29 protein-coding genes and 1 riboswitch are annotated in these 26,217 nt (G+C 65.0%); of the genes, 17 read left to right on the top strand and 12 right to left on the bottom strand.

Features of this window, described 5'->3' with window-relative positions:
* Positions 1–2: 2 nt before the first annotated feature.
* From JQ627_RS11125 to JQ627_RS11115, 3 genes are all read right to left on the bottom strand, one after another.
* Positions 3–866 carry a xanthine dehydrogenase family protein subunit M gene (locus tag JQ627_RS11125; RefSeq protein ID WP_212484260.1) on the bottom strand — a complete coding sequence of 288 codons (864 nt, stop codon included), beginning with the start codon at positions 864–866 and terminating at the stop codon, positions 3–5.
* A 224-nt stretch (positions 867–1,090) separates the two neighbouring features.
* Entirely contained in the window at positions 1,091–2,293 is a 1,203-nt protein-coding gene (locus JQ627_RS11120; protein ID WP_212484471.1) for an MHYT domain-containing protein, read from the bottom strand.
* Positions 2,294–2,393: 100 nt separating this feature from the next.
* Positions 2,394–2,951: a 6,7-dimethyl-8-ribityllumazine synthase gene (locus tag JQ627_RS11115; protein WP_014491991.1), complete on the bottom strand. Its 558-nt coding sequence runs from the start codon at positions 2,949–2,951 to the stop codon at positions 2,394–2,396.
* A 74-nt stretch (positions 2,952–3,025) separates the two neighbouring features.
* A riboswitch (FMN riboswitch) is annotated at positions 3,026–3,184 on the bottom strand.
* Positions 3,185–3,571: 387 nt separating this feature from the next.
* Between JQ627_RS11115 and JQ627_RS11110 the strand changes: the two genes are divergently transcribed.
* Positions 3,572–4,072: a YbjN domain-containing protein gene (locus JQ627_RS11110; RefSeq protein ID WP_028169834.1), complete on the top strand. Its 501-nt coding sequence runs from the start codon at positions 3,572–3,574 to the stop codon at positions 4,070–4,072.
* A 201-nt stretch (positions 4,073–4,273) separates the two neighbouring features.
* Complete coding sequence (proC, locus tag JQ627_RS11105; RefSeq protein ID WP_212484259.1) at positions 4,274–5,098, top strand: pyrroline-5-carboxylate reductase; 825 nt, start codon at positions 4,274–4,276, stop codon at positions 5,096–5,098.
* A gap of 150 nt (positions 5,099–5,248) precedes the next feature.
* Here proC and JQ627_RS11100 read toward each other — a convergent pair whose 3' ends face one another.
* The 5 genes from JQ627_RS11100 to JQ627_RS11080 form a co-directional block, all read right to left on the bottom strand.
* Complete coding sequence (locus JQ627_RS11100; RefSeq protein ID WP_063985570.1) at positions 5,249–5,641, bottom strand: thioesterase family protein; 393 nt, start codon at positions 5,639–5,641, stop codon at positions 5,249–5,251.
* A gap of 185 nt (positions 5,642–5,826) precedes the next feature.
* Positions 5,827–6,075: a tautomerase family protein gene (locus JQ627_RS11095; RefSeq protein WP_212484258.1), complete on the bottom strand. Its 249-nt coding sequence runs from the start codon at positions 6,073–6,075 to the stop codon at positions 5,827–5,829.
* A 55-nt stretch (positions 6,076–6,130) separates the two neighbouring features.
* Entirely contained in the window at positions 6,131–7,651 is a 1,521-nt protein-coding gene (hisS, locus tag JQ627_RS11090; RefSeq protein ID WP_212484257.1) for a histidine--tRNA ligase, read from the bottom strand.
* Positions 7,652–7,748: 97 nt separating this feature from the next.
* The gene (locus JQ627_RS11085) at positions 7,749–8,273 is read right to left on the bottom strand and encodes a YegJ family protein (protein WP_212484256.1); all 525 of its coding nucleotides are present in this window, start codon (positions 8,271–8,273) and stop codon (positions 7,749–7,751) included.
* 139 nt (positions 8,274–8,412) lie between these two features.
* On the bottom strand, positions 8,413–9,495 hold the full coding sequence (locus tag JQ627_RS11080; protein WP_212484255.1) for a branched-chain amino acid aminotransferase: 1,083 nt from the start codon (positions 9,493–9,495) through the stop codon (positions 8,413–8,415).
* A 337-nt stretch (positions 9,496–9,832) separates the two neighbouring features.
* On the opposite strand from JQ627_RS11080, the gene JQ627_RS11075 reads away from it, so the two are divergent.
* From JQ627_RS11075 to JQ627_RS11065, 3 genes are read left to right on the top strand one after another with little or no spacing between them, the layout of a single operon-like run.
* A complete protein-coding gene (locus JQ627_RS11075; protein ID WP_212484254.1) occupies positions 9,833–10,375 on the top strand; it encodes a MarR family winged helix-turn-helix transcriptional regulator in 543 nt (180 codons plus the stop codon).
* Positions 10,372–11,103, top strand: coding sequence for a response regulator (locus JQ627_RS11070; protein WP_212484253.1), 732 nt, complete (start codon positions 10,372–10,374; stop codon positions 11,101–11,103). Before JQ627_RS11075 ends, JQ627_RS11070 begins: the two co-directional genes overlap by 4 nt.
* Positions 11,104–11,121: 18 nt before the next feature.
* Positions 11,122–12,510 (top strand): ATP-binding protein, encoded by a 1,389-nt coding sequence (locus tag JQ627_RS11065; protein ID WP_212484252.1) that lies wholly within the window; start codon positions 11,122–11,124, stop codon positions 12,508–12,510.
* Positions 12,511–12,571: 61 nt separating this feature from the next.
* Here the strand turns inward: JQ627_RS11065 and JQ627_RS11060 are convergent, their stop codons facing one another.
* The gene (locus tag JQ627_RS11060; RefSeq protein ID WP_212484251.1) at positions 12,572–13,102 is read right to left on the bottom strand and encodes a DUF3617 family protein; all 531 of its coding nucleotides are present in this window, start codon (positions 13,100–13,102) and stop codon (positions 12,572–12,574) included.
* Positions 13,103–13,145: 43 nt separating this feature from the next.
* Positions 13,146–13,451, bottom strand: a complete 306-nt coding sequence (locus JQ627_RS11055) for a hypothetical protein (RefSeq protein WP_212484250.1) — start codon at positions 13,449–13,451, stop codon at positions 13,146–13,148.
* Positions 13,452–13,633: 182 nt separating this feature from the next.
* On the opposite strand from JQ627_RS11055, the gene JQ627_RS11050 reads away from it, so the two are divergent.
* The 4 genes from JQ627_RS11050 (at position 13,634) to JQ627_RS11035 (ending at position 16,355) form a co-directional block, all read left to right on the top strand.
* Positions 13,634–14,095 carry a hypothetical protein gene (locus JQ627_RS11050; RefSeq protein WP_212484249.1) on the top strand — a complete coding sequence of 154 codons (462 nt, stop codon included), beginning with the start codon at positions 13,634–13,636 and terminating at the stop codon, positions 14,093–14,095.
* Positions 14,096–14,226: 131 nt separating this feature from the next.
* Complete coding sequence (locus JQ627_RS11045; protein ID WP_212484248.1) at positions 14,227–14,940, top strand: ribonuclease T2 family protein; 714 nt, start codon at positions 14,227–14,229, stop codon at positions 14,938–14,940.
* An 88-nt stretch (positions 14,941–15,028) separates the two neighbouring features.
* Positions 15,029–15,889: a 23S rRNA (adenine(2030)-N(6))-methyltransferase RlmJ gene (locus tag JQ627_RS11040; protein ID WP_212484247.1), complete on the top strand. Its 861-nt coding sequence runs from the start codon at positions 15,029–15,031 to the stop codon at positions 15,887–15,889.
* A gap of 250 nt (positions 15,890–16,139) precedes the next feature.
* Positions 16,140–16,355 (top strand): cold-shock protein, encoded by a 216-nt coding sequence (locus JQ627_RS11035; RefSeq protein WP_008544396.1) that lies wholly within the window; start codon positions 16,140–16,142, stop codon positions 16,353–16,355.
* 85 nt (positions 16,356–16,440) lie between these two features.
* Here the strand turns inward: JQ627_RS11035 and JQ627_RS11030 are convergent, their stop codons facing one another.
* Complete coding sequence (locus tag JQ627_RS11030; RefSeq protein WP_014491976.1) at positions 16,441–17,064, bottom strand: outer membrane protein; 624 nt, start codon at positions 17,062–17,064, stop codon at positions 16,441–16,443.
* A 249-nt stretch (positions 17,065–17,313) separates the two neighbouring features.
* On the opposite strand from JQ627_RS11030, the gene uvrC reads away from it, so the two are divergent.
* The 7 genes from uvrC (at position 17,314) to JQ627_RS10995 (ending at position 23,615) form a co-directional block, all read left to right on the top strand.
* Complete coding sequence (gene uvrC, locus JQ627_RS11025) at positions 17,314–19,377, top strand: excinuclease ABC subunit UvrC (RefSeq protein WP_212484246.1); 2,064 nt, start codon at positions 17,314–17,316, stop codon at positions 19,375–19,377.
* Between the two features lie 96 nt (positions 19,378–19,473).
* Positions 19,474–20,091: a CDP-diacylglycerol--glycerol-3-phosphate 3-phosphatidyltransferase gene (gene pgsA, locus JQ627_RS11020; RefSeq protein WP_212484245.1), complete on the top strand. Its 618-nt coding sequence runs from the start codon at positions 19,474–19,476 to the stop codon at positions 20,089–20,091.
* A complete protein-coding gene (gene moaD, locus JQ627_RS11015; RefSeq protein WP_212484244.1) occupies positions 20,088–20,339 on the top strand; it encodes a molybdopterin converting factor subunit 1 in 252 nt (83 codons plus the stop codon). The genes pgsA and moaD overlap by 4 nt, the downstream gene beginning before the upstream one ends.
* Before the next feature lie 3 nt (positions 20,340–20,342).
* Positions 20,343–20,825 (top strand): molybdenum cofactor biosynthesis protein MoaE, encoded by a 483-nt coding sequence (locus JQ627_RS11010; protein ID WP_212484243.1) that lies wholly within the window; start codon positions 20,343–20,345, stop codon positions 20,823–20,825.
* Complete coding sequence (gene prmB, locus JQ627_RS11005; RefSeq protein WP_212484242.1) at positions 20,825–21,805, top strand: 50S ribosomal protein L3 N(5)-glutamine methyltransferase; 981 nt, start codon at positions 20,825–20,827, stop codon at positions 21,803–21,805. Before JQ627_RS11010 ends, prmB begins: the two co-directional genes overlap by 1 nt.
* Positions 21,806–21,895: 90 nt before the next feature.
* Positions 21,896–22,483 (top strand): phage holin family protein, encoded by a 588-nt coding sequence (locus JQ627_RS11000; RefSeq protein ID WP_212484241.1) that lies wholly within the window; start codon positions 21,896–21,898, stop codon positions 22,481–22,483.
* Between the two features lies 1 nt (position 22,484).
* Positions 22,485–23,615, top strand: a complete 1,131-nt coding sequence (locus tag JQ627_RS10995) for a YihY/virulence factor BrkB family protein (RefSeq protein WP_212484240.1) — start codon at positions 22,485–22,487, stop codon at positions 23,613–23,615.
* A 45-nt stretch (positions 23,616–23,660) separates the two neighbouring features.
* Here the strand turns inward: JQ627_RS10995 and JQ627_RS10990 are convergent, their stop codons facing one another.
* Entirely contained in the window at positions 23,661–24,494 is an 834-nt protein-coding gene (locus JQ627_RS10990) for a class I SAM-dependent methyltransferase (RefSeq protein WP_212484239.1), read from the bottom strand.
* A gap of 123 nt (positions 24,495–24,617) precedes the next feature.
* On the opposite strand from JQ627_RS10990, the gene JQ627_RS10985 reads away from it, so the two are divergent.
* Positions 24,618–26,180, top strand: coding sequence for a winged helix-turn-helix domain-containing protein (locus JQ627_RS10985; RefSeq protein WP_212484238.1), 1,563 nt, complete (start codon positions 24,618–24,620; stop codon positions 26,178–26,180).
* Positions 26,181–26,217: the final 37 nt, after the last annotated feature.

Below are 26,217 nucleotides of genomic sequence, written 5' to 3'. Positions count from 1 at the left end.
CCTTATTTTGCGACGGAAGCGGCACGCTGCAGCGCCCGCGTCACCATGACGCCGCCGACATGCTTTCGGTATTCGACCGGTCCGCGCGCGTCCGCGGCCGGCGCCATGATCGCTTCGGCGGCAGCGGCGACCTTCTTTAGTGTGGCTGCATCAAGGCTGGTCCCGATCACGGCCTTGGCGGCGTCAGCGGCGAGCAGCGGCGTCTCGTGTACGTTGGTCAGCCCGATCGAGCAGGTCGCGACCTTGCCGCCGGCCATGGTGAGAACGACGGCGGCAGCGGCAGTCGCGTAATCACCGACCTTGCGCTTGAGCTTTTCGTAGGCGTAGCCGTGGCCGGCCGCCGGTACCGGAACCGACACCGAGGTGAGAATTTCGCCAGGCTCGAGCGCAGTGAAATAGGCGCCCTGGTAGAAATCGGTCGCCGCGACGTCGCGGGAGCCACCCGGGCCTTCGAGGCGATAGGTTGCCCCCAAGGTCATCATCAGCGCCGGCATGTCATTGCCGGGATCGCCATTGGCGACATTGCCGCCGATCGTGCCGCGGTAGCGCACCTGCGGGTCGGCGATCAGCAGCGCCGCCTCGTGCAGGATCGGCATCGACCTGGCGACGTCGTCCGAGGCCAGCAGTTCGTGCTGGGTGGTCATCGCGCCGATGACGAGATTTTGGCCGTCGCGGCGGATGCCCTTCAGGGCGGCGATGCCGTGAAGATCGATCAGGTGGGCGGGGGTGGCGAGCCGAAGCTTCATCATCGGCACTAGGCTGTGCCCGCCGGCCAGGGGCCGGGCATCCTCGCCGAGGTCTGACAATAGCTTGACGGCATCGGCGACACTCGCCGGCCGGTGATAGCTGAATGAGCCTGGGATCATCATCTCCTCCTCGTCGTCCTTTGCGCGCGACGGCGCGGACGTTGGGGGGAGGCTCACTCTTGCGTTGGGGCCGCCGCAACTATTCGGGCACAAATCGAGGTTTTTCGCACGAGATGCGGCTGGAAGAGCACGAACTGCGACAGAAAGAACGACCTATGGCGCAGGATGCCCACTCTCCCCTGGAGGGTAGGAGAAGGGCGAGCACTTCCCGTGTGGTCTGAGTCCTACGCCTGCCGCCGGTTCGCCAGCCCCAGCCGCGCCTTCACCTCGGCTATCTTGGCCCGGCTCACCGGCACCCGGTGCGGCGACGGGCCGTCGAGCTCGAGCACGGCGCCATCGCCTTCTTTCCGGACCAGCGCGACATGCGGGATCGCGACGATATGGCTGCGGTGCACCCGCAGGAATAGCGAGGGATCGAGCTGCGCCTCGGCTTCGGAGATCGACCACGGGCACATCCGCTCGCGGGTGCCGTCATGGACGCGGGTGTAATGCGCGTCCGCCCGAACGCTGCGGACGTTGGCCGTCTCGATGAAATGTGTCCCGTCGGCGCTCTCGACCGGCAACCGTGGAACCGGCGTGCGCGGCGGCTGACCGAGACCGCCGAGCGGGGCCACAGGACGCGGAGCTGCAGCCGGCGCAGCAATCAGTTCAATGGCGGCCGCCGCGACCGGCGAAGTAACCGGTTCGGCGGCAGCAGAGTTCGAAGTCTGACGCCGTTGATCGGGGACGAGCGACAGCAAGAAGCCGGCCGCGATGACGAAGCACAGCACGGCAACGATGATCGACAGAATTTGCTGCGATGCGGCGAGGCCGCCGCCGACATGGTGATGCGCAGCGCCCGTCAGCGGCTCGAAATGCATGCCGAGCATCGCGGTGTAGTGCATGCCGGAGACGGCAATGCCGAAAACAATCGAGCTGACGATCAGCCGGACGCCTTCCTGCTGCGCCAGGAAGGCGCGAAGGCCGCCATAGGCGGTGACGATCGCGACCACGACCGAGAGCAGCACCATAGTCCGGTCGTGGACGATACCGAAATGGCCGGCGAGGCCATGGATCCCCACATAATGCATGCTGGCGATGCCGACGCCGAGCAGCACGGCCGACGAGGCCACCCGCTTCAGCGTTGGCTCGCCAATCGAGACGAAGAACAGCGAGATGCCGACCACCAGCGCGCAGATCAGGAACGAGATGATGGTGGGGAGAACCAGATAGACCGTATCGGGCGGCAGCGGCGCGGCCAGCATGCCGACGAAATGCATGGTCCAGATGCCGACCGCCAGAAACGCGGCCGCACCCGCGAGCAGAACGCGGTTACTGACGCCAGGCGTGTTGCGGATGCGAGCAGCAAGCGCAAAGCCGGTGTAGCCACCCAGACTCGCGATCGCCACCGAGAGCGCGACGAGATAGGGATCGTGTCCTTCGAACATGACCTTGACGGCCGCCCGTCTCCACGGCACGGCCTCCTCCCGCCGCCGACTTTATAGGGACGGCGGCGGGATTGACAATCAGCGCCGTGTGAAGGGCGCGCTACACAATTCCCGCCGCGACCTGGCCGCGCAAGCGCTCAAGCCCGAGCAGCGTGTTGGCGCACGCTTCCGCAACCTCGACGCCCTTGATCGCAAAGTGCCTGCGGAAGAAATCGTAATGCACCTCGGTCTCGTGGAATTGCTGCGGCGTCAGCACCGCGGAGAACACCGGCACCTCAGTGCGCAGCTGCACGTCCATCAGCGCCTTGATCACGGTGTCGGCGACGAACTCGTGTCGGTAGATGCCGCCATCGACGACGAGGCCCGCCGCGACGATCGCGGTGTAGCGCCGCGTCTTGGCGAGGATCTGCGCATGCAGCGGGATCTCGAACGAGCCCGGCACCTCGAACACGTCGACATGATTGAGGTGACGCGCAGCTGCCTCCTTCACGAAGGCGATGCGGGCCTCCTCGACCACGTCGCGGTGCCAGCAGGCCTGCACGAAGGCCACCCGCTGCGGTTTCGCGAAGCGCGGATGCTCGGGTGCCGGATCCTGCGGAACCGGCGGTTGGGTGACTTCGGAAGTTTCGGTTTGGGGGTCTTGCAACATCTGATTCATGGCTTTCCTTCAAAGGACCAGAATCAGGGCACACGGAACGACAAACAGCCGCACCTTGCGATGCGTCTGCCACCGACCGTTCTCTTTCATCCGGACTTTAACCGTCGGCTTCGGAGTTGCACCGAATCTGCTGACCCTTCCCGTCAGAAAAATCCTTCGGGAAGGCGCTCGCGGGCTTAGGCCTTGCGACCCTTACCGCCGGTGGGGACTTTCACCCCGCCCTGAGAACATCGGCCGCCCGGGATGAACGGCCTGACCGGAAATATGACGCCGCCCGGCGGCCGCAGCAAGCGCGTTCCGCATCAAAAACCGCATGGTCCCATGCCGCCATGACGGGTGTGGCCTCGCCCGGCGGAATTAACGATTGGCGCGCCATCGGCGAATCCGATTCCGATTTGTTCTCATTCGTTAAGAATTGTGGCGGAGATGAGCTGTGGACGAACGAGTCCTGGCTTGTGGACGGACTCGGCAGCCAGTTGCGCAGATTCCGCAAATCACATCACTTGATCCGCGACAGGCTCGCGCTGATCCGAGGGGATCGCGACAGCGACGTTGAGGGAGCGCGCCGGGCCGACCGCGTGCGTATCAAAGACAACAAGAAGGCAAGAGGTCGAGACGGAATGTCCCTGCTCGAAGGCACTATCGATTCCAGAAATCACCCGCTCGCGGTGGTCGAGGACATCGCTGCCAGCAACAACTGGCCGTTCGAACGCTCCGGCGAAGACGAGCTCACGATTGTCTCCAAGGGACAATGGACCGACTATCAGATCTCCTTCACCTGGATGGGCGAGATCGAGGCGCTGCATCTGGCCTGCGCCTTCGACATGAAGATCCCGGTTGCGCGGCGGAGCGAAGTGCAACGGCTGGTCGCTGCGGTCAACGAGCAATTGTGGGTCGGCCATTTCGACCTGTGGACCAACACCGGCATGATCATGCACCGCCAGGCGCTGGTGCTGCCCGGCGGCCTGACTGCCTCGACCGCGCAATGCGAAGCCATGCTCGCCGGCGCCATCCATGCCTGCGAGCGCTACTTTCCCGCGTTCCAGTTCGTGGTGTGGGCCGGCAAGACCACCGCGCAGGCGATGGACGCGGCGATGTTCGACACGGTGGGAGAGGCGTAAGGTCTCTCTCCAAGAGAGTGAGGGGGCAGCCGCTCCCTCCTCAGCGTCGTCCCGGACAAGCGACGCGCAGATCCGGGACCCCTACCGCGTGATTTCTCGGTATCGCGCGACGCTTGTTGCTCTGCCTTCCGTCCACTAGAACCTCCTGTGGTTATGGGTCCCTGCGTTCGCAGGGACGACAGCGAGTTTGTGGTAACAGCGATGGCAAACAGCACCCTCAAGAATATCACCGGGACCATCCTTCTCGCCGGCGCCGGCAAGATGGGCGGCGCGATGCTGACCGGATGGCTTTCGGGCGGGCTCGACCCGCACCGTGTCGCGGTGATCGATCCGCACATCTCGCCCGAGTTTACGGCGCTGGCCGCCAAGGGCGTCGCGCTCAATCCCGACGTGAAGGCGGCTGGCCACGTCGAGACGCTGGTCGTCGCGGTGAAGCCGCAGATATTCCGCGAGGCCGGTCCCAAGCTGAAGTCATTCGTCTCGGAAAAAACCTCGGTGGTCTCGATCATGGCGGGCACCACGATCGCATCGCTCGAAGAGGTCTGCGGTGGCGCCGTGGTGCGCGCGATGCCGAACACGCCGGCCGCGATCGGTCGCGGCATCACGGTCGCCGTCGCGGCGAAGAACGTCAGCGCCACGCAGCGCGCGGTGGCCGATGCGCTGCTGCGCGCCACCGGCTCGGTCGAATGGGTCGAGGATGAAGGCCTGATGGATGCGGTCACCGCGGTATCCGGCTCAGGCCCGGCCTATGTGTTCCTGCTCGCCGAAGAGCTCGCGCGCGCCGGCGTCGAGGCCGGACTGCCCGAAGCGCTGGCGACGAAGCTTGCACGCGAAACCGTCGCCGGCTCCGGTGAGCTTCTGCATCAGTCGGAGCTTCCCTCCAGCACGTTGCGCCAGAACGTCACCTCGCCGGGCGGCACCACCGCCGCAGCACTCGGCGTGCTGATGGGCGAGCCTGGCCTGCGCGACCTGATGATCCGCGCGATCGCGGCGGCGACGAAACGATCGAAGGAACTGGCGAAGTAAGACGGTGCCGTAGGGTGGGCAAAGCGACTTGTCCGCCGAAGCTCGACGAGCGAAGGCGGAAGCGTGCCCACCAACTTCGTTCGCGATCCCGAAAAGATGGTGGGCACGGCGCTTCGCGCCTTTGCCCACCCTACGGCATCGCGCTCGCCGCTACGCCCCCAGCCGCTTGTTGAACATCTCGACATTGACGAGCCCGCGCGCATGGCGGCCCTCGCCGAGCCTGCGCGTGCCCTCGAACGCCTCGACCTCGAAGCGGATGACGCGGCGCTCGACTGCAACCACCTTCGCGGTGGTCCGCACCGTCGCGCCGACGAGAGCGGCTGCGAGGTGGCGGATATCGACTTCGGTGCCGACGGTGACCCAGCCCGGCTGCAGCGCGGCGCGGATCGCATCGCCCGAGGTCATCTCCATCTCCAGGATCATCATCGGGGTCGCGTAGACCATGGGCATGCCGGGCACGAAATGCCCGACCGTGCGCTCCGCCGGCACAACCAGCGTGCGCTCGGCACTCATGCCGACCTTGATGAAGTCGCGTGCGTCCATGGGAGCCTCAAACTCCGCTGTCGTCCCGGACAAGCGAGCGTAGCGAGCGCTGATCCGGGACCCATAACCACAGGATTGAGTTTGACGAAGACTCGGAGTTACCAGCTCGCCAGATAACCACTCCCTGTGGTTATGGGTCCCCGCTTTCGCGGGGACGACAGTGGAGACTGCCGATATAGCGCTGGCTATTTCTTCGCCGCCGCCGCGCGCTCCACAAAGGTCTTGCCGCCCTTCATCTTGTGGCGAAGCGGGGCTTCGTTGATCTGGATGACGACCGCATCGGCATCGACGCCGAGATTCTTCACCAGGGCCTGGGTGATGTCGCGCATCATGCCGGCCTTCTGCTCGTCGGTGCGGCCTTCGGCCATGCTGACGGTAATCTCAGGCATAGTTCTCTCCCTTGCAGCCGAACACCGGCCGTTGACGGTCACCATCAAACAAGACGTGGATGCCTGGGACAAGCCCGGGCGTGACTGCCTTCCGGAATGGCTATCCCCACTTTACGTCATGGCGGCCCAGGACTTCGCGCACCTTTGCGACGAGGTCGGCTTCGCTGCACGAGAACTGCGCCGGGCGGCTCTCGCGCCACTCCTGGTTGGAGGCAATCGCGGCGGCGGCCTTGGCGCCTTCGATCAGATCCTTGATCTGCAGCTCGCCGCGCGCCTTCTCATCGGAGCCCTGGATGATCACGCAGGGGCTGTTGCGGCGGTCGGCATATTTGAGCTGGTTGCCCATGTTCTTGGGATTGCCGAGATAGAGCTCGGCGCGGATGCCGGCGGTGCGCAGGGATGCGACCATCTTCTGGTAGTCGGCGACGCGGTCGCGATCGAACACGGTGACGACGACGGGCCCGAACTCGGGCCGGGTGTCGAGCTTGCCGAGCAGCGTCAGCGCAGCCTGCAGGCGCGACACACCGATCGAGAACCCGGTCGCCGGCACCGGCTCACCGCGGAAGCGCGAGACGAGGCCGTCGTAACGCCCGCCGCCACCGACCGAGCCGAACCGCACGGGACGGCCCTTCTCGTCCTTGGTCTCGAGCAGGAGTTCGACCTCGTAGACGGGGCCGGTATAATATTCGAGGCCGCGCACGACGGACGGATCGATCTTGATGCGGTCCGCACGATAGCCGGACGCCGTCACCAGCTTGGCGATCTCTTCCAGCTCGCTCACGCCGGCCTGACCAATCTCGCTCTTGGCGAGGTAAGTTTCCGCCGCGGCGATCGCGTCTTTCCAATCGTCGCGCGGTTTGGTGATGGCGAGAACAACATCAGCCTCCGCCGGGCTCAGGTTGGCGCCCTTCGTGAAGTCGCCCTTGCCTTCTTCGCCGCCATCCCATCGTCCGGGACCGAGCAGCTTGCGCACTTCGTCGGCGGAGAACTTGTCGAGCTTGTCGATTGCGCGCAGCACGGTCAGCCTGCGGCCTGCGTTCTCGTCACCGCCGAGCCCGATGGCTTCGAGGACGCCGTCGAGCACCTTGCGGTTGTTGACCTTCACGACATAGGAGCCGCGCGCGATGCCGAGCGCCTCCATCGTGTCCGCCGCCATCATGCAGATCTCGGCATCCGCCGCCGGCGTCGCCGAGCCTACCGTGTCGGCATCGAACTGCATGAATTGGCGGAAGCGGCCCGGGCCGGGCTTCTCGTTGCGGAAGACGTAGCCGACGCGGTAGCTGCGATAGGGCAGGACCAGACCGTCGGTGCCGTAGCGCTCGCCGACATAGCGCGCGAGCGGCGCGGTCAGATCGTAGCGCAAGCTGATCCACTGCTCGTCGTCGTCCTGGAACGAGAACACGCCCTCGTTCGGGCGATCCTGGTCGGGCAGGAACTTGCCGAGCGCGTCGGTGTATTCCATCGCCGGCGTCTCGACGGGCTCGAACCCGTAGAGCTCGTAGACGGCGCGGATCTTCTCGACCATCTCGCGCGTCGCCCGGATCGCCGCGGGATCGCGATCCTCGAGCCCGCGCGGCAGGCGCGCCTTCAGTTTCTGGGGTTTTTTGGGTTTCTCGGCCATGCGGGCGTTTACCAGCCGACGCGGGATGCGGCAACCGGAGTTCGCTTCACCTCGCCCCGCTTGCGGGGAGAGGGGAAGAGAGACCGACCGCGCCCCCTTAAGGCTGCTCCATCCGGGCCCTCAGGGCATCGGCATCCGCCTTCGGCAGCGATTTCAGCGTCGGCTTGATGGTCTCGCCGCCGACGATCTTGCCGCTGCGCATGAACATCCAGTCCGAAATGTCGGCTTCGCTGAACTTGACCTCGTCGCCTGCCCGCTTGCCAGGCAGATCGCGCGGCTCGTTGGCGAAGAAGCCGGAATAGGTGCCGTTGGGCAGCTTCTTCACCTCGGCGATCCAGATGTGCTCGCCGCCCCGGCGGGTCGAAAAGCGCACTTTCAGGGAGTGCCCTGCCTCCGACGGCTTTTGCGATTCATAGGAGGCCCAGAAGGTGGGAAGCGTGCCGCGGGCGCGCGCGATCGCGGTGTTCATCTCGGGATCGGTGGTGCGCACCTCGACGATCGGCGAGCGGTCTTGCGCTGCGACCTCGGGCGCGGGGCCGATGGTCAGGATGCTGAAAACGCTGACGCCGGTGATTGCGGCGAGAACGACCCATTTCAGGGGTTGGGAAAGTTGTGTTGCCATGATCGCGATGTCCAGGATGCTTCGATGTCTCCTGGCTTTGTCGCGTGTCGGCAGCAGCACGTTCATAGCGCAATAAGCCACAAACGTTGCGTGTTTCCCCTCTCCCTCAAGGAAGAGGGGAAACGCTATCAATGTCGTATCAAAGCACCTTGCGGATCCAGTTGTGCGGATCGTTGTTGCGACCGTACTGGATGTCGACGAGTTGCTTGCGCAGGCCCATCGCGACGGGACCGGCGGCGCCACCGCTGATGTCGAAATCGCCGCTCACCGAGCGCACCTTGCCGATCGGCGAGATCACGGCCGCGGTGCCGCAGGCGAACGCTTCCTTGAGCTTGCCGCTCGCCGCATCCTTGCGCCACTGGTCGAGCGAGTACGGCTCTTCGCGCACCGTCTTGCCGGCATCCTTCGCGAGCGCGATGATGGAGTCGCGGGTGATGCCCGGCAGGATCGTGCCGAGCGGCGGCGTCGAGAGCGAGCCGTCGTCGAACACGAAGAAGACGTTCATCCCGCCGAGCTCCTCGATGTAGCGGCGCTCGACCGCGTCGAGGAAGACGACCTGATCGCAGCCGTGCTGGATCGCTTCGGCCTGGGCGCGCAGGCTCGCGGCATAATTGCCGCCGCACTTGACCGCGCCGGTGCCGCCGATCGCCGCGCGCGTGTAGTTCTCCGACACCCAGATCGAGACCGGGGCGGGTCCGCCCTTGAAGTAGGAGCCGACCGGCGAAGCGATCACCGCGAAGATGTACTCGGACGACGGCTTGACGCCGAGGAAGGTCTCGCTCGCGATCATGAAGGGGCGCAGATAAAGGCTGCCCTCGCCGCCCGGCATCCAGGCGCGGTCGATGCGCACGACCTGCTCGACGGCTTCGATGAAGACGTCTTCGGGGAGCTGTGCCATCGCCATGCGGTCGGCGGAGTCCTTGAAGCGCCGTGCATTGGCGTCGGGGCGGAACAGGTTCACGCCGCCATCGTCGCGCTTGTAGGCCTTGAGGCCTTCGAAGATTTCCTGCGCGTAGTGCAGGACGGCGCCGGCCGGATCGAGCTGGAAGTTGGCGCGCGCCTCGACGCGTGCTTCGTACCAGCCGCCCTTGGCCTGGTTGTAGCGGACGATCGCCATGTGATCGGTGAAGACCCGTCCGAAGCCGGGATCCACCAGCTTGGCGACGCGGTCCTTCTCGGATGTCGGATTGGATGCGGGCTGGATGTCGAATTTCATGCTCATGTCCTTGCCTCCCGCTGCCGGTAGCGGCGCTGTTCTGGCGCCCGCCTGCCCTGTTTAGGCCCGGCTGGCTTGATTAGCTTTCTGGCTGGACCGCCGCCAGCCTTGTTACGGCCGGTTTCCGTGGCCAGCATGTCGCCGAGGACATGCTTTTGCGGAAGACGGAAGTCCAGTATGTTTTGCCGAAATGCCGCTCGACAATTGCACGGTAGATCTGCTTCGGCCGTTGCCGCCTGTCCGGCTCTCTCCGGCCGCTCTTGAAACTGCCACCCGACGCAGAACGATCTAAAATTTCGTGCGGGCTGATCGTTTTGTAACATTGAACCCAAGATACGTCAATATGCCTGACATAAATTTCGCGACTCCCTCTCAAGACGCTGCCGAGCTGCGGCCGGCCGCAGGCGATGGAGGCAATTTGCGCTGGGATATCATTGAACTGCTGTTCTTCGCCTATCGTGATTTCGTCGGCGATCCCGACCAGGAGCTGGAGGCCTTCGGCTTCGGCCGAGCCCACCACCGGGTCATGCATTTCGTCTACCGCTATCCCGGTCTCAAGGTCGCCGATCTCCTCGACGTCCTGCGCATCACAAAACAGTCGCTCGGCCGCGTGCTCAAGCAGCTCCTGGACGAGGGCTATATCGTGCAGAAGACCGGCGACAACGACCGCCGCCAGCGCCTGCTCTACGCGACGCCGAAGGGCGAGGCGCTGGTGCAGAAGCTCGCCGGGCTCCAGACCACGCGGATCACCAAGGCGCTCGCCGAGATGGCGCCGCAGGATGCCGAGACCGTCAAGCGCTTCCTGCGCGCGATGATCGACCGCGACGATCCGGACAAGGTGCTAGAGACGATCTTCGCCAACGTCAATCAAGACGGAAAGGAGTGAACGTGCCGTTCGCTGCCACGCTCGCCCGCCCGCCGGTAGAACCGGCCGACGATGCGCCGCATCTTCTGCTCGTCGACGACGACCGCCGCATCCGCGATCTGTTGTCGCGATTTCTCGCCAGCGAAGGCTATCGCGTCACCACCGCGGCGAGCGCCGGCGATGCGCGCTCGAAGCTCCTGGGCCTGCATTTCGACCTGCTGATCCTCGACGTCATGATGCCGGGCGAGACCGGCTTCGATCTCGCCCGCTTCATCCGGACCTCCTCTTCGGTGCCGATCGTGATGCTGACGGCGCGGCATGAAGCCGAAGCGCGCATCGAAGGCCTGCAAATCGGCGCCGACGACTACGTGGCAAAACCGTTCGAGCCGCGCGAGCTTGCGCTGCGCATCAACAATATCCTCAAGCGCGCGGCGCCGCCGCCGCAGGCCGCCACAGTGGAGAAGATCGCGTTCGGCCCTTACATCTACCATCTCGATCGCGGCGAACTGCGCCAGGGCGAGGAGGTCATTCACCTCACCGACCGCGAACGCGAGATGTTGCGGGTTCTCTCGGAAACACCGGGCGAGACCGTGCCGCGCAGCGCGCTCACCGGCAATGGCAGTGTCAACGAGCGCGCCGTCGACGTGCAGATCAACCGCCTCAGGCGCAAGATCGAGACCGATCCCGCCAATCCGCTGTTCCTCCAGGCGGTGCGCGGCATCGGCTACCGCCTGGTGGCCTCGCCATAAATCAGTGAAGCGCGACCGATGAGCACGATCGATACCGGCCTGACGCTGTTGAAAAGCGCCGCCGGCCGCGTCTCCGCCGCCAATGGCTGGATGGGCAACGCGTTCAAAGGCTGGATGCCGACCGGCCTCTACGCCCGCGCGCTCCTCATCATGATCGTGCCGATGGTGATCCTCCAGTCGGTCGTCGCCTTCGTGTTCATGGAGCGGCACTGGAACACGGTGACGCGCCGCCTGTCGGCCGCGGTGGTGCAAGACATCGCCGCGCTGATCGACGTCTACAAGGGCTATCCGCAGGACAAGGACCGCGACCAGGTCCGCCGCATCGCCCAGCAGCGGCTCGGCCTCGTCGTCGATTTCCTGCCGGCTGGCGACATGCCGCCGCCGGGACCAAAGCCGTTCTTCTCGCTGCTCGACCAGACGCTGTCGGTGCAGCTCGGCCGCCAGATCGGGCGCTCGTTCTGGATCGATACGGTCGGCCGCTCCAACGTCGTCGAGATCCGCATCCAGCTCGACGACGCCGTGATGCGCGTGTTCGCGCAGCGCAGTGCCGCCTATGCCTCGAACTCGGAGATCTTCCTGTTCTGGATGGTCGGCACGTCCTCGATCCTCCTGATCGTCGCGGTGCTATTCCTGCGCAACCAGATCAGACCGATCCTGCGGCTGGCAGACGCCGCCGAAAGTTTCGGCAAGGGCCGCGAGGCGCCGAACTTCAGGCCGCGCGGCGCGCGCGAGGTACGGCGCGCGGCGGTCGCCTTCCTCGAAATGAAGTCACGCATCGAGCGCACGATGGAGCAGCGCACCGCGATGCTCGCCGGCGTCAGCCACGATCTGCGCACCATCCTGACCCGGTTCAAGCTCGAGCTGGCGCTGATTGGCGACAACCCGGAGCTCGAGGGCATGCGCAAGGACGTCGACGAGATGTCGATGATGCTGGAGGACTACCTTGCGTTTGCCCGCGGCGATTCCGGCGAGCAATCGCAGCCGACCGACATGGCGCAGGCGCTCGAGGAGCTGCGCAGCGACGCCGAACGCCACGGCCACACCGCGACCGTTGCGTTCCACGGCCTGCCCGTGGTCACCGTGAAGCCGGCCTCGTTCAAGCGCTGCCTCGCCAACCTCGTCACCAACGCGGCGCGCTACGGCAAGGCGATCGCCATCACCGGCCAGCGCGATCACCGTTATTTGACCGTGACGGTCGATGACGACGGCCCCGGCATTCCCGCGCATTTGCGCGAAGAAGTATTCAAGCCGTTCCTGCGGCTGGACAATGCCCGCAACCAGGACGAAGGCGGCACGGGCCTTGGCCTCGCCATCGCCCGCGACATCGCGCGCTCGCATGGCGGCGACATCACCCTCGGCGACAGCCCGATGGGCGGACTGAGGGCGAGCGTGCGGATTCCGGTGTAGCAGCTCTTCCCTTCTCCCCTTGCAAGGAGAGAGGGAAAGGTCATCCGGGCTACGATCTCACCTACTTCGGCAACAACGCCTTCAGCTTGTCCATGTCGCGCACGTTCATCTTGAAGCCGCCGGGCATCACGATGTCGCCGGGCTTCTGGTCGGGCTTGCAGGCCCCGAGCCATTTGGCTTCGAGCTGCATCGTCGTGTCGCGGCCTGCGGCGCCGGCCGCGCCGCCCTGTGCGTGCGACGTGGTCTTCACCGTATAGGCCGAGTTGAAATCGCCCGTGATCTCGGCGTGCGAAGTCGTGCTGATGCCGGCGACGTTGCACTCGGAATCGCTGACATAGCCGGTCGCGGTCTTCTTGATGTCCTGCTTGGCGCAGATCTGCTTTGCCATCGGGGAGATGTTGTTGCTCATCTCCTTGTCGACGGTCTCGTCGGTGCAGTGCTGCATGGTCATCTCGGGCACGGGCGTGCCGGTCCTGACCATCTTCATCTCCCAAAGGCCGGCCTTGCGCACCGGCAGGTCATCGGCACTGGCGCTGCCTGCCGCCAGGACGAGACAAAGGGCCGAGCCGAGCAAAGCGAGTTTGCGCGTCATGTGGAGAGCTCCCGGCTGAGAGATGCAGCGCTACGACGGCGCCTCAGTAGAGCGTGCGGATCGGCTGATCGGCGGCGCCATAGGGCACCCAGCGGCATGAGAACGAGATGTAGCCGCCCTCATAGGCCTGCACCGCGAGGAATTTCACGACCTTGCCGTACCGCGCGCAGTGGTCGACCGCGACCTGACGCGCGTCGGCTTGCGTCGCCAGCGAATAGGCGATGATGCCGCCGGTGTCGTTGCCCTTGAACGGCGGCACCGGAAGCATGTCCGCGCGTGCCGGCTGGCTGGCCATCATGCCCGAGACAACCAGGCCGGCGAGAAGGCCTGCGGCCGCAATGATTCGCATTCCCGTTACTCCAATTGGTTGGCGCCAGTTTACGGTGCCGGGATGCCCATGAAAAGAACTGATGCCCTGCCGGCTGCGACGTGAGGGTCAACTCTTGGCCAAGTGTTGCCGCGCTGCACTTGACCTCCCCCCGCCTTCGCGGCACCGTCCAACCTTCCAAGACCCAGCTGTCCGGATTGCCCATGCGCGCCCTCTCCCTGAAATCGCTCCGCTTTGCCGCCGTGCTCGGCCTCATGTTCGGGGCGCTGTCGCTCGGTGAGGCCAGGGCCGCCAATCCGCTGGAGCTGAACTTCTGGCTGAGCGGGCCGCGCTATGACGGCGCCGTCGCCGATTGCGACAAGGCGTTGCCGACGATCGCCACCCAGTTCTGGGAGAAGGAAAGCTCGTTCTGGAATTCCTCGTTGAAGATCACCGGCTTCGCCGGCGTTCGCGAGATCGCGTTCCGGCCCTGGCAGTCCGACAACATTCCGCGCCGCTATTGCACCGGCGATGCCATGCTCAATGACGGCAAGGTGCGCAAGGTGCATTTCTCGATCATCGAGGATGGCGGCTTCGCGGGTTACGGCAATGGTGTCGAATGGTGTGTGGTCGGGCTGGACCGCAACTGGGCCTACAATCCGGCCTGCCGCGCCGCCAGGCCCTGATCGTAAAGCCTTGATCGAAAGGCCCTGAATCGGGCTGATCAGGCGGCTGGCCGGCTGCCGCTCGAATTTTGTTCTTGAAATGTTCTTGTTACCTGCTAGGCTGATTGCACAGTCTAGTTGAGGGCGTCGCCATGTTTCATTTTAGATTGCATTCGTTCTCCGGTCTCGTGATCTCCCTGACCCTTCCACTGGTTCTTGCCGCCGGACTGGTCGCGCTGCCGGGCGGCGCGAAGGCCCAGGACAAACGGCAGAACGCGCCCGGCGAATTCGATTTCTATGTGCTGTCGCTGTCCTGGTCGCCCTCGTTCTGCGAGGAGGCGTCCGAGCGCGACCGCGGCGGCCGTCGCTCGCAGATGCAGTGCAGCGGGCGGCCCTACGCGTTCGTGGTGCACGGGCTGTGGCCGCAATACGAGAATGGCTTCCCCGAATATTGCCAGCGGCCGTCGCCGCGCCTGAACCGCAACATCGTCTCTTCGATGCTCGACCTGATGCCGGCGCCGGGGCTGATCTTCAACGAATGGGACAAGCACGGCACCTGCTCCGGGCTCGACAGCCGCAATTATTTCGAGACGATCCGAAAGGCGCGCGCCGCGATCAAGATTCCCGCGGAATATCTCGAACTGTCGCAGGCCAAGACCGTGGCGCCGGGCGAGGTGGAGGAAGCCTTCATCAAGGCCAATGCGGGCCTGAGCAACGCGGCCATCTCGGTCACCTGCAACCGGACCCGGCTCTCCGAGGTCCGCATCTGCCTCAGCAAGGACCTGCAATTCCGGGCCTGCGAGGAGATCGAGCGTCGCGCCTGCCGCCGCGACCAGGTGACGATGCCGCCGATCAGGGGTGGGTAGACTGGGTCGCCGTCATTCCGGGGCGCGCGAAGCGTGAACCCGGAATGACCGCAGTTACTTTCATCGCGCGATGTCGTAACTCTCCACCATGAACTACCGCCACGCCTTCCACGCCGGAAACTTTGCCGATGTCATCAAGCACATCGTGCTTGCGCGCATCATGACCTACCTCCAGGACAAGCCGGGAGCGTTCCGCGTTATCGACACCCATGCGGGCGCCGGCCTCTACGATCTCGAAAGCGACGAGGCGCGCCGCAGCGGCGAATGGCTGACCGGCATCGCGCGGCTGATGCAGTCTCGCCTCTCGAACGAGAGCGTGGCGCTGACCAAGCCCTATCTCGATATCGTTCGCGCCTACAATCCGAAGGGCGGGCTCAAGGCCTATCCAGGCTCGCCGTTGATCGCGCGGGGGCTGATGCGGCCGCAGGATCGCCTCGTCGCCTGCGAGCTCGAGCCGAAGGCACGCAAGGCGTTGATCAGCGTGCTGCGCCGCGACGAACAGGCACGCGTGGTCGATCTCGACGGCTGGATGGCGCTGCCGGCCTTCGTGCCGCCGAAGGAGCGGCGCGGACTCGTGCTGATCGATCCGCCGTTCGAGGCGAAAGACGAGTTCGAAAAGCTCGGCGACGCCTTCTCGGCGGCTTTCGCGAAATGGCCGACCGGTATCTATGTAATCTGGTATCCGGCCAAGAACCGGCGCACCACCGACACACTGGCGCAATCAGTGGCGCGGCTCGCAGCCGCAGCAAAACCACCAGGAAAATGTCTGCGCCTCGAATTCAGTGTCGCGCCGCAGCTTGATGGTGCCGCCCTCACCTCCACCGGATTGTTGATCGTCAATCCGCCGTACACGCTGCACGGTGAGCTCAAGACGATCCTGCCCGAGCTGGAAATGCCGCTCGGACAGGGCGGAGCTGCCAGATTCCGATTAGAGGTGCCGCGGCCGTAACACCCCGGCATTCTTGGGAAAAATATGCAGGGGCGGTAGTCAATCTGCAAAGAACCGTATTATGCTGTTTCCGTGACTGGCTTTACGTTCCGCTTCCGCGAATGGTTGCGGCGGAGTGAAGGCCTAAGAAAGATCCGATCGGACCGAAAGGTCCGCCCAAGGATGGCCAGCTCCCGGGCTTCGTAAGGCCCGGTCATGTCGTGACGTGAGTCTGCGTCGCGACGGAGGAGCAATGAGGGGGAGTTTCCCGATGGCCATGACGGGAACGGTCAAGTTTTTTAACGGTGAGCGCGGCTACGGTTTCATCAAGCCCGACGACGGCGGCCGCGACGTCTTCGTGCACATTACTGCTGTGGAGCGGGCGGGACTGAAAGACCTCGCCGAAGGACAGCGCATTACTTTTGAAGTCGAGCCGGACAAGAAGGGGAAGGGACCGAAGGCGGTTAATTTGGTCATCCTCTCCTAGAGCGTTTTCGAGCGAACACCTGGCGCAAAAAAATCCCGGCCGCGAGCGGCCGGGAGGATGTGTCCGGTATTTTCTTCTTCAGCTATCAGAAGTGATAGTTCACGCCTGCGCGCACAACGCTGGCGCTATACCCGTTTGACACGCCGGTAATTGCGAACTGGCTCGTCGACAGATCGATGTAGAGATATTCGAGCTTGGCGCTCCAGTTCGGCGCGAAGCCGACTTCCGCGCCGGCACCGATGGTCCAGCCAGCGGTGGTGTGCGACTCAGTCCAGCCGAATGTCTGCGCGCGCAGCTCGCCGAAGGCGAGGCCGGCGGTGCCGTAGAACAGCACGTTGCTGAAGGCATAGCCCGCACGGCCGCGCAGCGTGCCGAACCAGGGATTCGAGAACTTCCACGGCGCGAAGGTGTCATCAGCGCCGGCGGCCTGGATATCGCCCTCGACGCCGAACACCCATGGACCGTTCTGGAAATTGTAGCCGGCCTGCACACCGCCGACGAAACCGGAGGGCTTGACTGGCGAGTTACTCACCGAGCCCCACTCATAGCCGAGATTGGCACCGAGATACGGACCGGCCCAGCTATAGGCATTGAGCGGCTGATTGACGGTGTAGGGCGCACCCTGCCCGTAATTGAGATCGGCGGCCTCTGCCGAAGCTGTCCAGCCGGCTGCAACCAACACGGCTGCGCCTACAACGAACCCCCTCATCGGTACTCTCCAACGCAACTGCCGCCGCCCGCGATGCCTGCGCCGCCGCGCGAGGCAAAATCGCATGGTTACGGAACCTCCTCTTTTTCGCGTAAGATTTATCAAGAGTTTTAAGTTAAAGGGCTGTTAAGCCGGGTTACCGCGCTCTTAACAGGCTTAAGCAAGCGTTACCGGGAACCGCGCCGCCATCCTGTGCGTGCCGCATCGCCGGAACTTCAAATCGGCATCCCCAGCGCCTAAATTCGCACCATGGTTCACGATTCCACCGACAATCCGGACGACGCACGCGCGCGCAAACCGCCGCGCGGCGCAACGGCAGACGCCCCGCCGGAGAGCCTGACGCCGCCGGACCTCGATCCCGCCACCACCACTGGCGAGGACGAGGACGATGCGCTGCTGCCTGACATCCTGGAGGAGAGCGGTGCGGTCGGCGAAGAGCCGCTGGCGACCGGCCATGAGGCGATCGAGCGCGCGGTCCGGCTCGCCCCCACCTCGCCCGGCGTCTACCGCATGCTCAGTGCGAATGCCGACGTGCTCTATGTCGGCAAGGCCAAGAACGTCAAAAAGCGCCTGTCGAACTATGCGCGCCAGAGCGCGCCGCAACCGGCGCGCATCCTGCGCATGATCGCAGCCACGGTGACCGTGGAGATCGTCTCGACCAACACCGAGACCGAAGCGCTGCTGCTGGAAGCCAACCTCATCAAGCAGCTCCGGCCGCGCTTCAATGTGCAGCTGCGCGACGACAAGTCGTTTCCCTACATCCTGATCACCGGCGACCATTGGGCGCCGCAGATCCTGAAGCACCGTGGTGCGCAGACCCGGCCCGGGCGCTATTTCGGCCCGTTCGCTTCCGCCGGCGCGGTCAATCGCACCATCACCGCCTTGCAGCGCGCGTTCCTGATTCGCTCCTGCACCGATTCCTTCTTCGAGAGCCGCTCGCGGCCCTGCCTGCTCTACCAGATCCGCCGCTGCGCCGGCCCCTGTACCCGCGAGATCGACTTCCCCGGCTATACGACGCTCGTGCGCGAGGCGACCGACTTCCTCTCCGGCAAGAGCCAGGCGGTGAAGCAGGAGCTCGCCGGCGAGATGGAAAAGGCCTCCGGCGAGCTCGAATTCGAGAGGGCGGCGCTCTACCGCGACCGCCTCGCCGCGTTGTCGGCGATCCAGTCGCAGCAGGGCATCAATCCGCGCACGGTGGAAGAAGCCGACGTGTTCGCCATCCACCAGGAGGGCGGATTCTCCTGCGTCGAAGTGTTCTTCTTCCGCACCGGCCAGAACTGGGGCAACCGCGCCTATTTCCCGCGCGCGGAGAAGACCTTTACGCCGGAAGAAGTGCTCGGCTCCTTCCTCGCCCAGTTCTACGACGACAAGCCGCCGCCGAAGAACATCCTGCTCTCGCACGAGATCGAGGAGAGCGAGCTGCTCGCCAATGCGCTGTCGATCAAGGCCGGCCACAAGATCGAGGTCACGGCGCCCAAGCGCGGCGAGAAGAAGGAGCTCGTCACCCACGCGCTGACCAATGCGCGCGAGGCGCTGGGCCGCAAGCTCGCGGACACCGCGACCCAGAGCCGCCTGCTCGACGCCATGGCCACGACGCTGAGCCTGCCGCATTCGCCCAAGCGCATCGAGGTCTACGACAACAGCCACATCCAGGGCACCAACGCCGTCGGCGCCATGATCGTCGCCGGCCCCGATGGCTTCGTGAAGAACCAGTACCGCAAGTTCAACATCAAGTCGGAAGGCCTCACGCCGGGCGACGATTACGGGATGATGCGCGAGGTGCTGGAGCGCCGCTTCAAGCGCCTGATCAATCCGCCCGAGGACGCCGCTGGCAAGACCAAGGACGACGACTTCCCGCAATGGCCCGACCTCGTGATCATCGACGGCGGTCGCGGCCAGCTCAACGCCGTCAGGGAGATCTTTACCAATCTCGGCCTGACCCAGGTGTCGCTGATGTCGGTTGCCAAGGGACCGGACCGGGATGCCGGCCGCGAAACCCTGTTCATGCCGGAGCGCGAGGCGATCAAGCTCGAGCCGCGCGACCCCGTGCTTTATTTCATCCAGCGCCTGCGCGATGAGGCCCACCGCTTCGTCATCGGCTCGCACCGCAAGCTGCGCAAGAAGGACATCCGCGAGGCGGGTTTGCAGGAGATTCCGGGCATCGGCCCGTCACGCAAACGTGCCTTGCTGCATCATTTCGGAACCCTGAAGGAGATCGAACGGGCCTCGATTGCCGATCTCGGCAAGGTTCCGGGGGTGAGCGCCGAGAGCGCCCGCAGGATTTTCGACTATTTCCATCCCCAGCCGGGGTGAACTAAGGGGGCCGCGGTCATATGGTCGTCGCATGCTGCACCCCATTTGGGGAGCGGGACGGTTGACCTTAGGGCACGAGCGGTATTGGTAGGACGGATGAACATCGCCACGACACGAGGGACGACCAGCCGCGCGATGTCCCTCCCGAACATCCTGACCTATGGCCGGATCGCCGCGATCCCGGTCGTGGTCGGGTGCATCTATGCACAGTCGATCATGGACGGTCCGCTGTGGCTGCGCTGGGTCGCGGTCGCCATCTTCATCGCGGCAGCAGTGACCGATTACCTCGACGGCTATTACGCGCGGATCTGGAATCAGCAATCGGCGTTCGGCCGGATGCTCGATCCGATCGCCGACAAGCTGCTGGTCGCATCCTGCCTGCTGATGCTGGCCGCCGACGGCATCATCCATGGCTGGTCGCTGTGGGCCGCCATCGTGATCCTGTGCCGCGAGATCCTGGTCTCGGGCCTGCGCGAATATCTCGCGGCGTTGCGGGTGAGCGTTCCCGTGACAAAGCTTGCGAAATGGAAGACGACCGTTCAGCTCATCGCCATCGGCTTCCTGCTCGCTGGCCCGGCCGGCGACGAGGTGGTGCCCGTGGTCTCGATGATCGGACTGGCGCTGCTCTGGGCCTCGGCGATCCTCACCATGTACACCGGCTACGATTATTTCCGCGCCGGCATCCATCACCTCATCAAGGAGGATGAGGGATGAAGGTGAAGTACTTCGCCTGGGTGCGCGAGCGCGTCGGCAAGGCCGAGGAGACCATCGAGCCGCCGGCGACCGTGCGCACCGTAGAGGAGCTGATCGCCTGGCTGTCCGGCCAGAGCGAGGCGTATGCCTACGCCTTCGAGAAGCCGAAGGTGATCCGCACCGCGATCGATCATGCCCACGTCAAATCGGACGCCGTGATCACGGGCGCCCGCGAGATCGCGTTCTTCCCGCCGATGACCGGCGGCTAGGCCATGACCTCCCCCGTCGCCACCTGCCCCGTCACCATCCGCATCCAGGAAGACGATTTCGACATCGCGCGCGAGATCGCGATCCTGACCAAAAGCCGGACCGACATCGGCGCGGTCGTGAGCTTTTCGGGCATCTGCCGGGCGGACGAGGACAGTTCGAAGGTTGCCGCGCTCACGCTCGAGCATTATCCGGGGATGGCCGAGGACGAGATCAAGCGCCATGCTGACGAGGCCGTTTCGCGCTGGCCGCTGAACGGCGTCACGGTCATTCACCGCGTCGGCCGGTTCGTGCCCGGCCAGAACATCGTGCTGGTGCTGACGGCTTCGCAGCACCGCCAGGCGGCGTTCCAGGCCGCCGAGTTCCTGATGGACTATCTCAAGACCAACGCGCCGTTCTGGAAGAAGGAAGAGAGCGCGACCGGCACCGGCTGGGTCGAAGCCCATGCCCGCGACGATGAAGCCACCGCACGCTGGACCAAATCCTGATGGCAAGAGCATCGAAAAAGACGACGCGCGGCCGCGCCGCCCCAAAACTCGCGAAAGCCGCACCGAAGCTCGCAAAAGTCGGCCGCGGCGAGCTGCTCACGCTGATCGATTTCGTGCGTTATGCGGTGAGCCGCTTCGCTGAGGCAAAACTCGCCTTTGCGCATGGCACGACCGATCCGGTCGCGGAAGCCGTCTTCCTGGTTTGCGAGTCCCTGCACCTGCATCCCGACCAGTTCGAGATCTTTGCCCATGCCTGCGTCACGACGGCGGAGGGCAAGACCATCCTCGACCTGATCCATAAGCGCGTCACCACGCGCAAACCGGCCGCCTATCTCGTCAACAAGATCTACATGCGCGGCCTGCCGTTCTATGTCGACGAGCGCGTCATCGTTCCGCGCTCCTTCATCGGCGAGCTGCTGGATTCGCATTTCGGTGGCGACGGCGAAGTGGGGTCCCTGATCGATGATCCCACGGCCGTCGAGCACGTGCTCGATCTCTGCACGGGATCGGGGTGTCTCGCGATCCTCGCCGCGCATCAGTTCCCGAATGCGACGATCGACGCCGTCGATGTCTCCAAGGGCGCGCTCGAAGTTGCCGCGCGCAATGTCGGCGAGCACGGGCTCGACGAGCGGATCACGCTCCACCGCGGCGACTTGTTCGCACCGCTCGGCGACGAAAAATACGACCTGATCATCACCAACCCGCCTTACGTCGACGCCGAAGGCATGGCCGCGCTGCCGCCGGAGTGCCGCGCCGAGCCGAAGCTCGCCTTCGACGGCGGCGCCGACGGTCTCGACGTGGTGCGCCGGATCCTGCGCGATGCGCCCGACCACCTGACCCCCGATGGCGGGCTGATCTGCGAGATCGGGCGCGGCCGCGAACTGGTCGACGAGGCCTTTCCGGAACTGCCGCTACTCTGGCTCGACACCGAAGAGTCCGAGGGCGAGGTGTTCTGGATCGCCGCCGCCGATCTCGGCTGATCCGTCACGGCATCTACGCGCCGCCCGGAACAAGTCAAATTCCGCCACGTTCATCCCCCGACGAATTTTTCGTTCTCGGAGGATGTCCGCATGCTCGCGCCATCGGGTGAATTGCTGCGCGCCGGCATGGCGCTCAAGATCAACCACCTCAAGCGCGCCGCGCGATCGTACATGCGCGACCGCACCAGCCAGGCCACGGGACGCATGACGTCCTATGCGGTCGCGGCAGGATTGTTCGCAGCGGCCGGGCTGTTCCTGATCGCCACCTTCTTTGTCGGCCTGATGGCCCTTTATCGTTGGGTCGCGATCTCCTACGGACAATTCTGGGGCTTTGGTGCGGTCGCGGCCGTGCTCCTGGTGCTGGCCGTATCCTGCGCCGGCGTGGCTCTGGCCCAACTGAAGCGTCGCGACAAGCCGATCGTGCCGCTTGCCAGCCGTATGCGCGTTGCCATCGCCACCCCGCGGATCCCGCGCGGAACGGTCAAGCAGGCGGTGAAAGAGGTCGCAACGACGATTCCGCTGGTGCCGCTCGCACCGGGCGAACGTGGCCGTGGCGGCAACGCCCTGTCGCCCCGGACCAACCGGCCCGTGCAACTTGGCCTGATGCTCGCAGCCGTCGGGCTGCTGGGCTTCACGGCCGCGCGCCGGCGGCGGCACGGCCACGGATTGGACGCCTGAAATGCGTGTGCGGCACACCGAGCAGTTCGACAGCTGGTTGCTGGTCGCCGCCACGGCCGTCTTCGTGCTGTCCGCGGAACGCTACTTTCAGGAGTCCGGCCTCATCCGGTCGGGGCCTCCGCAAGACCATCGCAAGAATGAAGCAAGTTCACCGGAAACGAGCCCGGCCGGCGCAGCCATGCAGCCCGGTCACGGCCGGCGCTCGAAAAGCCCCTTCGCAATCCCTTGGGCCGGTTGGAAGGATATCTTCTGGCGCACCTATCAGCGCATCGACGAGGACCGCCTGCTTGCGACCGCCGGCGGCGTCGTCTTCTTCGGGCTGCTCGCGATCTTTCCCGCCGTGACCGCACTCGTCTCGTCCTACGGACTATTCGCCGATCCCTCGACAATCAGCTCAAATCTTCAGACGCTCGCGATGATGCTGCCCGCGGGCACCTTCCAGATCGTCGAGGACCAGGTCGCGCGCGTGGTCTCGAACGGCAATACGGCACTGGGCGCCGCCTTCCTGTTCGGTCTCGGGCTCGCGATCTGGAGCGCCAATGCCGGCGTCAAATCCATCTTCGACGCCCTCAACGTCGCCTATGAGGAGCGCGAGAAGCGCAGCTTCATCAAGCTGAACCTGATCTCCCTGACCTTCACGGTCGGTGGCATCGTCGCACTCTTGTTGATGGTGGGCGCCGTGGTCGCCTTCCCGCTCGCCCTCGATCATCTCGGCATTGCGCCCGAGAGCAAGCTGATCGTCGCGCTCGCGCGATGGCCGCTGCTGCTCGTCATCCTGCTCGGGGCGCTCGCCATGCTGTACCGCTTCGCACCCAGCCGCGACGCGCCGCGCTGGCAATGGCTGAGCCTCGGCGCGGTGACGGCCGCAGTGCTCTGGATCGCCGGCTCGTCGCTACTGTCCTGGTATCTCTCCGCCTTCGCCAATTACAACGCGACCTACGGCTCGCTTGGGGCTGCGATCGGCCTGATGACGTGGATGTGGATGTCGGCCATCGTCATCATGTTCGGCGCCGAGCTGAACTCGGAGATCGAACGTCAAACCTTGCATGACACGACCACCGGGCGGCCCAAGCCGCTCGGCAGTCGCGACGCCGTCTCGGCCGACACGGTCGGCGCCGCTGCGCCGTCCTGACGACGACGGTCAGGCCGAACAGGCCTGACCGCATCTCGCGGGCACTCAGCGCTTTGTGATCACCGCTTCCAGATATTCGCTGTGCACGACGATCGTGCCGTCATCGGCGTGGTTGAACTCGCCGAGCAGCGCCAGGAGATCACGCTTCAGTGCGGCCTGGCCGCTCTCGTCGAGCGCGGCGAACGCCTTCAGCGTCGGCCCGTAGAAGGTCTTGAAGATTTCGAGCCAGTGGTCCGGCGAGCGGTAGCGGAACACGAACATGCGCGGCTCGGCCACGATCTCAGAGGCTTGGCTTCCGAACATCTCCTCGAGCCGCGCCTGCGTGCCCCAGAGCGCCGGCGACTTCACGCCGGCCGGCGGCGGCAAATGCTTGCCGATGGTCTTGAAGAGCTGGCCGATAAAGCCCTGCGGCGTCCAGTTGGCGAGGCCGATCTTGCCGCCGGATTTGCAGACCCGCGCCAATTCAGAAGCCGCCTTGTCCTGGTCGGGCGTGAACATCACACCGAAGGTCGAGACCACGACGTCGTAGCTCGCGTCGGCAAACGGCAGCGCTTCGGCGTCTGCCTCGCGGAATTCGACCGCCAGATGATCCGCGGCCGCCCGCTCCTGCCCGCGCTTGAGCAGCGCCGGCACGTAATCGGTGGATGTGACGTCACACCAGCGCCGTGCCGCAGCCAGCGTCGCATTGCCGTTGCCGGCGGCGACGTCCAGCACCTTGCTGCCGGCGCGTATGTCGAGTGCCTCACAGAGCTGCTCGCCGACGATCTGCAAGGTGGTGCCGACGACGGCATAGTCGCCGGACGACCAGGCGCCGTGCTGGCGCTGCTTGACGGCGGCGAGATCGGGTGCGGCTGGCTTGAGTGCGGCTGATGTCGACATGGGCAATTCTCCTGCGGTTGAAAACGCCGGGACGATAGGGCGCATGCGCATCGCTGGCCTTGAGAGCGGCGTTATTTTACGCTGAGACCGCCTTGATTTCCGGACGGGAGCCGAGGAGGAATTGTGACGTTCCAGTTCGAGGATTTCCTGCTCGACCCCGAGCGTCGTGAATTGCGGCGTGCGGAGACATTTCTGGCGCTCGAACCTCAGGTGTTCGATCTCCTTCTCTATCTCGTCCGCAACCGCGAGCGCGTGGTGACGCGAGACAATTTGATCGACGCGATCTGGAACGGCCGTGTCGTCTCGGAATCGACGCTGACCAGCCGGATCAATGCCGCAAGGCGCGCGGTCAACGACAATGGCGAGGAGCAGAGGCTGATCCGCACCATCGCGCGCAAAGGCCTGCGGTTCGTCGGCGAGGTCACAGAACTTTCGCCGGCAGCCACGCACGCTGCGCCAGGCAAGCCGGCCGCTTCGGCGCTGGCTGGATTGCCGCTCCCCGACCGTCCCGCCATCGCGGTGCTGCCCTTCATAAATTTGAGCGGCGAGGCCGAGCAGGATTATTTCTCCGACGGCATCAGCGAGGACATCATCACCGCGCTGTCGAAGCTGCGCTGGTTCTTCGTGATCGCGCGCAACTCCTCCTTCATCTACAAGGGCCGCACGGTCCATCTGCGGCAGGTCGCGGAAGAACTCGGCGTGCGCTATGTCGTCGAGGGCAGCGTCCGCAAGGACGGCGATCGCGTCCGCATCACCGCGCAGCTCAACGACGTCGCCACCGGCAGCCATGTCTGGGCCGAACGCTATGATCGCGAGCTCGCCGACGTCTTCGCCGTGCAGGACGAGATCACCGAAGCGATCGTCGCTGCGATCGAGCCGCAGCTCTACGCCGCGGAAAGCTTTCGCGCCCAGCGCAAGCCGCCCGACAGCATGGACGCCTGGGATCTGCTGATGCGCGCGCTCTCGCATTATTGGCGTGTGACGCGGCAGGATCACGTCGCCGCTCAAGCCCTGCTCGAGAAGGCCATCGCGCTCGACCCGAATTACGGCAAGGCGCTCGGCCTGCTCGGTACCAGCTACATGTTCACGGCGCATATGGGCTGGATGGACATGGCCAATGCGATACCGGTCGCCGAGCGCGCGGCGCGCGCCGCCATCCGGGCCGACGACGAGGATGCCTGGGCGCATAATGCGCTCGGCCACGTCAATCTGTTCGCGCGGCGGTTCGAGGATTCGCTCGCCGAGTTCGAGACGGCGCTCCGCCTCAATCCCAACTTCGCGCTTGCGCAGGGCTATTATGGACTGGCGCTCGGCTATTGCGGCCGCTGGCGGGATGCCGATGAGGCCGCACGGCGGGCCATCCGCCTCAGCCCGCGCGACCCCTATGCGCCGGTCTATTTCGGCATCGCCGCCTTTGCCCGCTACCTCGGTCGTGACTACGAGGAAGCCATCCGGCTGGCACAGGAGTCCCTGCGTCAGCGCAGCGACTTCGTCGGCGGGCATCGGGTACTGACCGCGGCCGCCGGCATGGCCGGGCAGACCGAGATCGCCCGCGCGGCTCTCAAGGAACTCCAGCGCACCCAGCCGAACGTGTCGCTGGCCTGGATCGCCGAATTCATGCCGATCAAGCTCGCCACCGACCGCGAGCACTACCTCGAAGGCTTTCGCCGGGCCGGACTCACGTGAACCGCAAGCAGCCGCTATCCCCTCGAATCAACAATGA

Source organism: Bradyrhizobium liaoningense, from assembly GCF_018130785.1.
Taxonomy (GTDB): Bacteria; Pseudomonadota; Alphaproteobacteria; order Rhizobiales; family Xanthobacteraceae; genus Bradyrhizobium; species Bradyrhizobium liaoningense_A.
This window is presented reverse-complemented; position numbering and strand designations above follow the sequence as displayed.